Below are 12,119 nucleotides of genomic sequence, written 5' to 3'. Positions count from 1 at the left end.
CCGCCTGGCGATGAGGACACATAAGTTTTTCATGACCGTGAAACCCAGGTCCGGATGTTGTTGGAAAATCCGATCCAACTCCTTTTGTTGAAAGGCGATAACCTGAGTTTTTTCCAGACAGATGGCCGTGGCCGTGAGCTGAAAGGGTTCAACCAGGGCCGACCAGCCGAAGGGGTCTCCCTTTTTGGTTATCATTTCATAGGTAATTTCCAACCCATCGGCCAGCGAGGTCTTCAAGGCCACCACCCCATGATCCAGAAGAAAGAGTTTTTCCGCCAAGGTGTTTTGAGAAAAGATGATACTTCCCGGGGCATAGGTCTCCAGTCGGGCTAAAGGGGCGAGAATTTTTAACCCCTCGGGAACCACTTTTTTAAACAGCTCACTTTGTTTCAATTGCAATTCGGCCATGCACATTCCTTTCCGTGGGGATCGAAGGAATCAGGACCTTGAAGGTCGTTCCCTGATCCGGCTGACTTTCCACCCGGATAAATCCCAGGTGGGCTTCCACCAGTTGTTTGACAATAGGTAACCCCAGGCCCGTCCCGACGATTTTCCGGGTTTTTTCATTTTTTACCCGATAAAATTTGTCAAAGATCCGGACCAGATCTTCTTGAGAAATGCCGATTCCATTATCCGAGACCTGGATCAGAAGATATTCGGCTTCCGGCCTTAAGATTACCTGGATGACTCCTTTTCCCAGGGTGTACTTGATGGCATTGGAGATCAAATTGGTCAGTACTTCTTCCATGGCTTGAGCGTCGGCATTGATCATGGGGAGGTTTTGCTGGACCGTAAGTTCTATGGTCTGGTTTTTGGCCTGGGCCTGGGGGAGTAACAAGGCCACCGTTTTTTCCGCCAGAGGAGAAAGATCCAGGGGCTCTTTTTGTTGGAAGGATCGACCGGTTTCCATTTTGGAAATATCCAACAGGTCCCGGATTAAATTCAATAACCCGTTGGCCCGTTCATAGGATCGGCTTAAGAGTTCTTGCTGCTTGTCGGTTACGGTCCCGGCCAGCCCCTGGAGGATTACCGAAATCTGCTGCTGGATAGCCGACAAAGGGGCCCTGAGTTCATGGGCTACCATGGCCACAAATTCATTTTTCATAAGATCCAGGGCCTTCAAATAGGAGATGTCCTGGACAACCGATACCGTGCCCAGGATCTCTTCGTGATCGCCGGTGACCGTCGCCGTGTGCGTCCTCAGATAGACGGATTCCTGGTCATCCAAAGAAAATTCCTGGGAAATGGTCTGAGGTTTTTCCTCTTTTAAAACCAGGGCGATAGCTTCTGCCAGCGTTTTTAAAGAAGGGGTTTCAGGCAGCAGTTTGCCCACGAAGGGCTGATTCGGCAGCTTTAATAAGTGGGTCAAGGCCGGGTTATGCAAGACCACCATCTGATCCCGATCGGTAACCAGGACCCCACTGGCCATACAGTGGATGATGGTCTGGATGCGACTTTTTTCCATGGCAATGTCTTTGAGGCCTTTTTCCCGTTCGGCCCGAAGGTGTTGGGCCTCGATCTCCAGCCCCCGCTTTTCCAGTGCCCTTTTAACCACCAAACGAAGTTGGTCCGGGAGAAAGGGTTTGGTGATGAAATCGTAGGCCCCGTACTTCATGGCCTCGACTGCCGATTCTATGGTGGCATGGCCGGTTATGATGATGATAAGCTGATCCGGATAGCGCTCCTTAACCCTCTGCAAGAGTTCCATCCCATCTACATGAGGCATCTTTAAATCGACCAGAAGAAGATCAAAAAGGTTTTCCTGTATGACCTCCCAGGCCTGGAGCCCGTTTTCCGCCATGGTAATTCTAACGGATTCTCTGGCCAGGATACGACTGATGCCCTCACGAATGACTTTTTCGTCATCGGCAACCAAAAGAGAATAGATTGGATTCATTTAACATCCTAAGGTAGTAAAAACAATACAAGAGGCACCATTTAAATTTGGACGCAGATTTTCGCCGATACTCGCAGAAAACTATTCTTTATTTTTAAAATCCTGGCAATCTGCGCCGATCTGCGTCCAAAAAGGAAATTCCTATACCATCAAGATAAAACAACAACCGGATGCGTGGCCTCGATGGTTTTCAAGGTTCTTCTTTTGTTCCTTCCGTGGTAGGCCCCCGGATGGGTAATTTCAGGACAAAGGTTGTGCCCTGGCCGACACCGGAGCGGACTTCGATGGTCCCGCCATGTTCCTCGACAATGCCATAGACGGTACTTAAGCCCAGCCCCGTTCCTTTTCCCGTATCCTTGGTGGTAAAAAAAGGGTCAAAGATCCGGGAGAGATTTTCTATGGGAATCCCGCAGCCGGTGTCGGCCATTTCCATACCGATTTTTTCCTCTTCCGGAAGGTTATAAGTGCGCACCGTCAGATTCCCTTTCCCCTCCATGGCATCGACGGCATTGGTCATCAAGTTGATAAAGACCTGATTGATCTGGCCGGGATCACAGATCACTGGTGACAACCTCGGGTCTATTTCCTTGATAATCTGAATGTTCTGGAAAAGGGCCTGCTTACCCAAAAGACTGATGGTCTGCTGGAGGGCTTGATTAATATCGCATTCGACCCAGCGGTGTTTGGTCTGACGGCTGAAATCGAGTAACTCCTTGACGATTTCCTTGCAGCGCAGGGTTTGATCGACAATTTGTTTCAGGTCATCCCAGCGGGGGTCTTCCCGTTCGGTTTCTTCGAGCAGCATGTTGGCATAAATCAGGATCCCGCCCAAGGGATTATTGATTTCATGAGCCACTCCGGCGGCCAGTTTACCCAGGGAAGCCATTTTTTCGGAATGCAACAACTTGAGATGGGTTTCCTCCAATTCCTGTTGCATGCGAAACCGCTCACGAAGATCGGTAAATATACCGACCGAGGCCATTTCGCCTCCTTCTTCATCATAAATGATGGCAGCCGAGAGGCTGGCGGGAAGGGTCTCTCCTTTCTGGGTTACCAGACTGACCAGGGTACTGCTCAATTTACCGACCGGTCCGAAATCGGGACTGCGGAGTTTTTTCATGATTTCTTTGGCCTGACCGGGGATGTAAATTTGGGTAATGTGAATACCCTCATTCAGGACCTCATAGGCCGAATATCCCAGCATCCGTTCGGACCCCTGGTTAAAAAGAATGATGCTTCCTTTCATGTCGGCGGCGATGATGCCGTCTACGGAACTGATGATGATATTTTTTAAAAATTTATTGGTTTTTCTTTGTTCATTTTCAAATCGGATGCGTTCGGATAGATCCCGCAGGTAGGCGTAGATTTTTAAGGTTCCCTCCAGGGAGGCCAGGGTCAGACAAATCTCCACCTCCCGTTGTCCCCGGGTGTTGGTCATTATTTTAAATTCGGTACAGACCTTTCGATTTTCATTGGACTGCAGTCGCATCTGGGTCGGCAAATCCAGAAGATACTCCTGATCTTCTACGGACAGCAGGGCCCTGAAATCCATACCGATCAATTGATTTTTGGGGTAACCGGTTATTTCAGAGGCCAGGGCATTGGCAAATTCAATCCGATAGTCCCGGTCAAGAACCAGGATGCCGTCATTGCCCATTTCGATGATTTTTTGGAGGGCCTTGTAGGCATCTAATAATCGGGTTTCAATGGATTTGGAAGCCGTGATGTCTTTTAGGACGATAAAGATTCGTTTTCCGCCCTGCCGGCCCCGGCCGGAAATCATGCTGATTTCGACTTCTTTAATTTCATGAAGGGAGGTGATTAATTTTACCTCCGAGGATATTTTGAATTCACTTCCCAGGACCTGGGACTGGAGCAGGTCCTGCATGAGGTGTTGGTCCTGAAGATGGAATAGCGAAATGAACCCTCGCGAGATCAAGTGGTTCAAGGGATGGCCGGTCAGGGAGGTGGCTTTTTCATTGGCCCAGAGTATGTTTAAATCCGGGTCCACAATAAAAAGGGCTTCACTCCCCAGATGAATAAAAGTCCGGAAGGTTTCTTCCAGGAAGAGGAGTCGCTCTTCCGCAGAGGTCCCGGAGAGGTCCTCCCCTTGAAAATAACTATTCCTTTCGCTCATCTTAAGACCCTTTCCGCAGTAAGCCACCCTGGAGGGAGAAAGAGATTAAAGCGATTTAAAAATGATTGTTTATTTTACTTGTAATTTCGGGTCTGTCAACTCAAATAGAGAGGGCTCTCAAAAGGACGGGACCATCCTTGAAGATAAAAGCAGGATGGTCCCTGAAGCAGAGGCGGGGAAGTTTAGACGGTTTTTCCGTATCCGATGGTTTTCAAGGCCTGATCGATTTCATCTAAAATTACCGGATCATCGATAGTGGAGGGGATCGAGTAGGTCTGGCCATCGGCGATCTTGCGCATCGTCCCCCGAAGGATTTTCCCGGATCGGGTTTTGGGCAGGCGGGCCACTACCACGGCTTTTTTAAAAGAGGCCACAGCTCCGATGTCATTTCGTACCATCTGAACGACCTCCGCGATGATTGCTTCCGGGGGCCTGGTTACACCGTTTTTCAGGACTACAAAGCCCAAAGGGACCTGGCCTTTTAAACTGTCGCCGGCCCCTATTACGGCACATTCGGCTACATCCGGGTGTCGGGACAGGACTTCTTCCATCCCTCCGGTGGAAAGGCGATGGCCGGCCACGTTGATAACGTCGTCGACCCGCCCCATAACAAAGACATAGCCGTCTTCATCTATATGGCCGCCGTCTCCGGTCAGGTAATAACCGGGGAAGGGATTCATATAGGATTCCAGAAAGCGCTGGTCGTCCTGCCAGAGGGTGGGTAAATTGGCCGGCGGCAAAGGCAGTTTTACGGCAATGACGCCGTTTTCATCAGGCCCCAATTCCCGGCCGCTGGAAGAATCCAGGATCTTGATGTTGTAACCCGGCATGGGTTTGGTGGCCGAGCCGGCTTTAATGGGAAAATATTCCAATCCCAGGAAATTACCGGCCATGGCCCAGCCGGTTTCGGTCTGCCACCAATGATCAATGACCGGCCGTTTCAAGAGTTCAGAGGCCCAATAATAAGTATCAGGGTCCAGGCGTTCTCCGGCCAGGAAGAGGGCTTCAAATTTAGAGATATCGTAGGGCTTCAGAAAATCCCCATTCGGGTCTTCCCTCTTGATGGCCCGGAAGGCCGTAGGGGCCGTGAAAAGGGCCTTGACTTTATGTTCGGAAATGACCCGCCAAAAGGCCCCGGGGTCCGGAGTCCCGACCGGTTTGCCTTCATAGATAATGGTTGTGGCGCCCATGAGTAAGGGGGCATAGACGATATAGGAATGGCCGACTACCCAGCCGACATCCGAAGCCGCCCAATAGACATCGCCGGGATAAATATTGTAGATATGTTTCATGGACCACTTCAAGGCGACGGCATGGCCGCCGTTGTCACGGACAATCCCTTTGGGACGCCCGGTAGTTCCGGAGGTATAAAGGATATACAAGGGATCGGTGGCGGCTACGGTGACGCAATCGGCCGGTTGGGCCGTGGCCTCTAATGCACTCCAGTCCAGATCCCGTTCGGCCATTAACCCGGCTTTGACCTGGGACCGCTGGACCAGGACACACTTTTTCGGTTTATGCGCGGCAAGGGTGATGGCTTCATCCAGCAAGGGCTTGTAGGGGATGATGCGCTGCATCTCAATCCCGCAGGAAGCGGACAAGATAACCTTGGGTTTGGCATCATCAATGCGAATGGCCAACTCCCGGGGGGCAAAGCCGCCGAAGACCACCGAATGAATGGCCCCCAGCCGGGCACAGGCCAGCATGGCCATGAGGGCCTCGGGAATCATCGGCATGTAGATCAGGACCGTGTCTCCTTTTTCTACCCCTAGACCCTTCAGAAACCCGCTGATCCGGCTGACCCGGTCTTTCAGCTCCGAAAAGGTGAATTTTTGAATGGTCTGGGTAACCGGGCTGTCATAAATCACGGCAACCTGATCACCACGGCCCTGGTTGATGTGATGGTCTACGGCATTGAAACAGGTATTCAACCGACCGCCGGAGAACCACTTGTTAAAGGGTGATTTTGAATCATCCAGGACCTGGTCCCATTTCCTTTCCCAAACGATTTCCTCAGCCGCCTTCCCCCAAAAGGCATTCGGGTTTTCAATGGACTCTTGAAAGGCTTCCTGATAAATCATGATTTCCTCCGCATTCAGGCATTCAGGCTATAGGCTAAAGGCGATAGGGAATAAGCACATGTTTGCCTGCCCATAGCCTATTGCCCATTGCCTTTAGCCTGGTTTTTTATTTAATCCGTTTCGATATTACTTTAAAGGGCTCGGTACCGGCCTTCTGAAGCAATTGAAATAAAACGGCCTCAGTGCAGGTAATCACCGCACCGGCCATTTTCATCAATTCAATCCCTGTTTTAAAATTAGCCTTGGTCCTGGAACAAACCGCATCTTGGACCACCTGGACGGTATAGCCCTCCTGAAGCAACCCCAGACTGGTTTGTAAGACACAGATGTGTGTCTCCATCCCGGTCAGAATGAGCTTTTTTTTGCCCAGGGCGGCGACCTTTTCCAGAAATCCTGCCTCCTGGCAGCAATTAAAGGATAGTTTTTCAAAGGGGGCATAGACCGGAAGGGTCTCCTTGATTTCAGGCAGGGTAGGCCCCAAGCCTTTGGGGTATTGTTCGGTCAGAAGGATCGGGATTTGAAGGAGCCTGGCTATTTCGATCAGGTGGAGGCTATTGTTGACCACCTGCTCCTTGTGTTTCATAGCTACCGCCAGCTTTTCCTGGATGTCGATGATAACCAGTGCCGCATCCTCGGCTTTGATAAAAAACTTTTCCATTTGTTTTTCCTGATCCATGAGTTGGTTTAAAAAAGTCCAAGGTCCAAAGTCCAAGGTTTAAGGCGCAAGGCGCAAGGTACAAGGTCTAAGGTCTAAGGTTCAAGGTGTACGGTTGTACGGTAATTACCCCGCACCTTAAACCTTATACCCTGTACCCTTCTATTAATTCCGCAATCCACAATTCGAACTCCGCAATCGTTACAGTCGTTCCTTCACCAGATTATCGACCACCGAAGGATCGGCCAGTGTAGAAGTATCTCCTAACTCTTCCACCTGGCCGGCCGCGATTTTTCTCAGGATCCGGCGCATAATCTTGCCGCTGCGGGTTTTGGGAAGCCCTGGCGCAAATTGGAGCTTATCCGGGGAGGCAATGGGCCCGATCATTACCCGGATATGGGCCACCAGGATCTTCCGTAACTCATCGGTGGGTTGGATCCCTTCTTTCAACGTTACGTAGACATAAATACCCTCTCCTTTGATTTCATGGGGGAAGCCTACAACGGCCGCCTCGGCCACGGTTTCATGACTGACCAGAGCGGATTCCACTTCCGCCGTACCCAGTCGGTGACCGGATATATTAATGACATCGTCAATCCGGCCCATGAGCCAGTAATCGCCGTCTTCATCCACCCGGGCCCCGTCACCGGTCAGATACTTGCCGATAAATCTGGAAAAATAGACCTCCTTGATCCGTTTGTTCTCAAGATCACCGTAAGTCCCCCGCAGCATACCGGGCCAGGGCTTTTCAATGATCAGATAGCCCCCTTCATTGGCCTTGGCCGGAGAACCATCTTCTTTAACGACCTTTGGAAAGACCCCCGGGAAAGGGCGGGTGGCTGAACCGGGTTTCAGGGTCATGGCTCCCGGCAGGGGGGTGATCAAAATCCCGCCGGTCTCGGTCTGCCACCAGGTATCGACTATGGGCAACTTCCCTTTGCCGACATAATTATAATACCACATCCAGGCCTCCGGATTAATGGGTTCGCCGACGGATCCCAGTAGTCGCAGGGAGGAAAGGTCGTGGCTGGTCACCCATTGTTCCCCCTCCCGCATCAAGGCCCGGATGGCCGTCGGGGCGGTATAGAGAATGTTGACCTGGTGCTTGTCCACAATATCCCAGAACCGTCCGGCATTGGGATAGGTGGGAATTCCCTCGAACATCAGACTGGTGGCCCCGGCCGAGAGGGGCCCATAGACGATGTAACTGTGTCCGGTCACCCAGCCGATATCAGCGGTACAAAAATGGATGTCTTTGTCGTGATAGTCAAAGATCCATTTAAAGGTCAGATTGGTATAAAGCATATAGCCGCCGGTGGTATGGAGCACCCCTTTCGGTTTGCCGGTCGATCCGGAGGTGTAGAGGATGAAAAGGGGGGCCTCGGCATCCATCACCTCCGGTTCACAATAGTTTTTGATGTCCGGGTCGTTCACGGCCTCATGCCACCAGATATCCCGGCCGGCCTTCATTTCCGCCTGGCCGGCCCGGTGGACCACGATCACCTTATCCACGGTCGGACATTCCTTAAGGGCCGCATCGGCATTGGTTTTGAGGGGCACCAGCTTGCTTCCCCGCAGGCCATTGTCGGCCGTGATCACCATAGTAGATTGGCAATCCTGAATCCGGTCCCTTAAAGAGGAAGGGCTGAAGCCGCCGAAGACCACGCTGTGGATGGCCCCGATCCGGGCACAAGCCAGCATGGCAATGGGCAATTCCGGGATCATGGGCAGGTAGATGGTGACGCGGTCTCCTCCTTTGATCCCGTTTTTCTTAAGCACATTGGCGAATCGATTCACCTCCGTCGAAAGCTGCTGATAGGTGTAGGTTTTATAACTGCCATCATCACCTTCCCAGATGATGGCCGCCTTGTTGCGGGTCGGGGTGTTGAGATGGCGGTCCAGGCAGTTAAAGGAGGCATTGAGTTTGCCGTTAATAAAAAATTTGATAGTAGGTTTTTCGAAATCCCAGTCCCAGACCTGATCCCATTTCTTATACCAGGAGAGGTGTTTTTCCGCCATATCAGCCCAGAAGCCTTCGGGGTCTTCCTGGGACCATTTATATAATTTTTCATATTCTGCCATATTTTTAATATGGGCCCCGTCGCTGAATTCCTTGGGGGGCGGAAAGATGCGCTCTTCCGACATCAATACCGAAATACTTTCTTGGGTCATCCTGATTTCCTCCTTTGTTTTGTTATTCAGCCCCTACGCCCAGGTAGGTCCTGACCTTGGTTGCTTCGAATTTGGCCTCCGCTTCCCGATCCGGCATGAGGACCGAAAAGAGAAAGGCGGCTATGAAAGCCAGGGACATGGAAACGATGGCCGGATTTTTAAGGGGGAAGATGGCTTCTTTATTTTTCAAGACATCCACCCAGACGGTCGGGCTCAGGACAATACAAAGAGTGGCTGAAACCGAACCGATGATAATGGCCCAGACGGCCCCGGCCGTGGTCATCTTCTTCCAGACAATGGCTAAGAAGAGGGCCGGGAAGTTCCCGCTGCAGGCGATGGCAAAGGTCAACCCTACCATATAGGCCACGTTTTGTCCTTTAAAGGCAATGCCCAGCAGGATGGCCACTATCCCGAAGATAACGGTGGCCGTGCGGGCCACCTTGACCTGTTCCCCCTCGCTGGCCTTCCCGTCCTTGAAGACATTGAGATAGAGATCATGGGCCATGGCCGAGGCGGCGGCCAGGGTCAAGCCGGCCACTACGGCCAGGATGGTGGCAAAGGCCACAGCGGCAATAAACCCCATAAAAGGGGTCCCCCCCAGCATTTCGGCCAGAAGCGGAGCGGCCATGTTACCGCCTTTATCGATTTTAGTAATCAGATTCTGTCCCACCAGGACGGCCGCCGAGAAACCGACAATGGGGATGATGCAATAAAAATAGCCGATAAAGGTGGTGGCCCAGACGACCGAGGTGCGGGCCGCTTTGGCATCGGGAACGGTGTAAAAACGCATCAAAATATGAGGCAGGCCCAAGAGTCCCAACATCAGGGCCAGACCCAGGGAAATCGCATCAATGGGACTGGTGACCAGACCACCGGGATTGAGCATCTTGACTGAATACATTTTCTGAACTTCTCCGTAGAGGGTTCCGGGGTTAAATCCGAAATGAGACAGACCGATCAGCATCAGGGCCGTTACCCCGCCCAACAACAATCCGGCTTTGATGATCTGGACCCAGGTGGTGGCAATCATACCACCGAAAAGCACATAGGTCAACATCACCACCCCGACGATTAATTCGGCCAGTTCATAAGGCAGACCGAACATGAGTTTGATCAGATTTCCGGCCCCGACCATCTGGCCGATGGCATAGGTCAACAGGACCAGGATACCACCGATAGCCGCAGCGATCCGGATGGGCTTTTGCTTCAGGCGATAGGCCACGACGTCGGCAAAGGTGTATTTCCCCAGGTTCCGGAGGGGCTCGGCAATCAAAAACATGAGGGCTGGCCAGCCCACCAGCCAGCCGGTGGCATAAATCATTCCGTCATAGCCTTTTAAGGAGACCATCCCGGCAATGCCCAAAAAGGAAGCGGCCGACATGTAATCCCCGGCCAGGGCCATACCGTTCTGGAAGCCGGTCACACTCCGTCCGGCGGCATAATATTCTTTGGTGGTCTTGGTCCGTTTTGCCGCCCAATAGGTAATGAGCAGGGTAAAGGTGATAAATATAAGAAAAAATATAATGGAAGTGGCATTGGTTTCCCCTACGGCAGTTTGCATAATTCCTCCTTATAAAAGCTCTTTTTTGATGGCATCGACTTCTTTGTCATAGACGGTATTGGCCCAAACGACATAGATCACCGTCAATATCCAGGACAAGACGATCACCAATACCCCGAAGATGATTCCGTAATTGGTATAGACCCCCACTTTCTCCCCAAGGAATTCCTTGCCATAGCCGATAATCAGGATATAGCCGTAATAAATGATAAAGAGCAGGATAGTAAGGATAATACTGATATTCCATCGCTTCCTGACCAGGGCTTTGAATCTTTCTGAAGTTACGATTTCATGCGCCGTCTTTGCCATAAAATTACCTCCCTACACAAGTTAAAGGTTGTTGATCTGAGCCGGAAGACTCAACCGATTCTCACCTCCTCCAAAAGGATTTCCAACTCTTAGTAAATCTTCCAGATCGTTAATCCCCGACCTTTCCAGCCAGGGGATAAGACGTTGAAATACCTGGGCCGTAATAAAGGCATCCATAAGGGCCTGGTGGGCTCCGGTGGAAGAAATGCCAAAAGAAGCAGCGATTCGATATAAATCCACCTGGTGGGGTGGAAGAGAGAATACGGGTTCGGAAGGCCATTTCCGCCATAACCAGTGGTACAAAACAAAGGTATCCAGGGTCGGGTTGGGGAGAGCAGATCCAAGGTTTTCTTTCATCTCTTTGTTGATAAAACCTAAATCAATGGCTACACAGTGGCCGATCAGGACATTCGGGCCGCAAAAGTGAAGAAATTCGTTCAGGACGGCCTGGAAGCCTCTTTCCTTCTTCACTTCCGAAGGGGTAATGGTATGAATGAAAATGCTTTGGCTGCCTATTTTGGATTTTGGGTTGACCAAACTGTAAAAAGAATCCCCGAGTTCTATCCTGCCTTCGACCATCTTAATGGCCCCGATGGAGATAATGGAATCGGTCCGCTCGTTGAGTCCGGTCAACTCTGTATCGATAAAGACATAAGAGACCTGTTTAAGGGGTTTCCGGCTATCGATCGGCACCTCTTTTTTACGGCCCAGGGCCTTTCTTTTGAAAAATCCCAACATGTTGGTTAGTCTGTAGAGCAAGAGCTGTGCCGATTGGAAAAAGACCCGATTGAAATAAAAAGAATACCGATAAGGATGGAAGGGTTTGAATCCGTCATTTCCCGGCAGGCGGGAATCCGTACCAGCGTAACCGGTTAAAATAACTTGATTCCCGTTTTTTACGGCAATGACGTAAGAAGGTGACTTCGGAACCTTTTACCACCGGGTCATTATGGGAGGTTTCGACATGGAAAGGCTTTTCTTAATTTCAGGAAGGGGGTCGGGGGGGGCTAATGAATGTTACTTATGGTAACAATTGAAGTGCAATGATGAAAAATGTAATGTTTTCAGTATTTTTTATCGGAATAGTCTTTGTTACTTTGGTGGTCAAAAATGGGAAGAAAAGTAACTTCAGATCTCCTGACATAGGGCATCAAAAACCTTATAAGATTGATGTTCTTTGAAAATCTACCAGGAAAAATTAATGTAACATTATTTCTTTATTTTTTATGTTTTTTGGGGTAATATACTCCCATGAAAACACAGCAGACATTCCAGTTAAAAGAGAACGAGGGACCTCCTTCTACGAT

General features: G+C 50.6%; 9 protein-coding genes. All 9 read right to left on the bottom strand.

Going from position 1 to position 12,119, the window contains the following annotated elements:
* A partial coding sequence (locus HY879_11165; GenBank protein MBI5603904.1) for a cyclic nucleotide-binding domain-containing protein occupies window positions 1-408 on the bottom strand: 408 nt, incomplete at its 3' end.
* Window positions 380-1,897 carry a response regulator gene (locus HY879_11160; GenBank protein ID MBI5603903.1) on the bottom strand — a complete coding sequence of 506 codons (1,518 nt, stop codon included), beginning with the start codon at window positions 1,895-1,897 and terminating at the stop codon, window positions 380-382. The genes HY879_11160 and HY879_11165, both read right to left, overlap by 29 nt.
* Before the next feature lie 190 nt (window positions 1,898-2,087).
* The gene (locus HY879_11155; protein MBI5603902.1) at window positions 2,088-4,034 is read right to left on the bottom strand and encodes a PAS domain S-box protein; all 1,947 of its coding nucleotides are present in this window, start codon (window positions 4,032-4,034) and stop codon (window positions 2,088-2,090) included.
* A gap of 182 nt (window positions 4,035-4,216) precedes the next feature.
* A complete protein-coding gene (locus HY879_11150) occupies window positions 4,217-6,115 on the bottom strand; it encodes a propionyl-CoA synthetase (GenBank protein ID MBI5603901.1) in 1,899 nt (632 codons plus the stop codon).
* A 106-nt stretch (window positions 6,116-6,221) separates the two neighbouring features.
* A complete protein-coding gene (locus HY879_11145) occupies window positions 6,222-6,773 on the bottom strand; it encodes a hydrolase (GenBank protein ID MBI5603900.1) in 552 nt (183 codons plus the stop codon).
* A 198-nt stretch (window positions 6,774-6,971) separates the two neighbouring features.
* On the bottom strand, window positions 6,972-8,942 hold the full coding sequence (acs, locus tag HY879_11140; GenBank protein ID MBI5603899.1) for an acetate--CoA ligase: 1,971 nt from the start codon (window positions 8,940-8,942) through the stop codon (window positions 6,972-6,974).
* Window positions 8,943-8,964: 22 nt separating this feature from the next.
* On the bottom strand, window positions 8,965-10,503 hold the full coding sequence (gene actP, locus HY879_11135; GenBank protein ID MBI5603898.1) for a cation/acetate symporter ActP: 1,539 nt from the start codon (window positions 10,501-10,503) through the stop codon (window positions 8,965-8,967).
* Window positions 10,504-10,512: 9 nt separating this feature from the next.
* A complete protein-coding gene (locus HY879_11130; protein ID MBI5603897.1) occupies window positions 10,513-10,812 on the bottom strand; it encodes a DUF485 domain-containing protein in 300 nt (99 codons plus the stop codon).
* 21 nt (window positions 10,813-10,833) lie between these two features.
* The gene (locus HY879_11125; GenBank protein MBI5603896.1) at window positions 10,834-11,571 is read right to left on the bottom strand and encodes a 3'-5' exonuclease; all 738 of its coding nucleotides are present in this window, start codon (window positions 11,569-11,571) and stop codon (window positions 10,834-10,836) included.
* Window positions 11,572-12,119: the final 548 nt, after the last annotated feature.

The organism is Deltaproteobacteria bacterium (assembly GCA_016219225.1).
Taxonomy (GTDB): domain Bacteria; phylum Desulfobacterota; class RBG-13-43-22; order RBG-13-43-22; family RBG-13-43-22; genus RBG-13-43-22.
The sequence above is the reverse complement of the archived record's forward strand: the minus strand, read 5'-3'. Positions and strand labels throughout refer to the sequence as shown.

Bases quoted from the DNA above. Each gene is read 5' to 3' on its own strand.
- HY879_11160 (MBI5603903.1), bottom strand. From the start codon at position 1,897: ATGAATCCAATCTATTCTCTTTTGGTTGCCGATGACGAAAAAGTCATT.
- HY879_11155 (MBI5603902.1), bottom strand. From the start codon at position 4,034: ATGAGCGAAAGGAATAGTTATTTTCAAGGGGAGGACCTCTCCGGGACC.
- HY879_11150 (MBI5603901.1), bottom strand. From the start codon at position 6,115: ATGATTTATCAGGAAGCCTTTCAAGAGTCCATTGAAAACCCGAATGCC.
- HY879_11145 (MBI5603900.1), bottom strand. From the start codon at position 6,773: ATGGAAAAGTTTTTTATCAAAGCCGAGGATGCGGCACTGGTTATCATC.
- acs (MBI5603899.1), bottom strand. From the start codon at position 8,942: ATGACCCAAGAAAGTATTTCGGTATTGATGTCGGAAGAGCGCATCTTT.
- actP (MBI5603898.1), bottom strand. From the start codon at position 10,503: ATGCAAACTGCCGTAGGGGAAACCAATGCCACTTCCATTATATTTTTT.
- HY879_11130 (MBI5603897.1), bottom strand. From the start codon at position 10,812: ATGGCAAAGACGGCGCATGAAATCGTAACTTCAGAAAGATTCAAAGCC.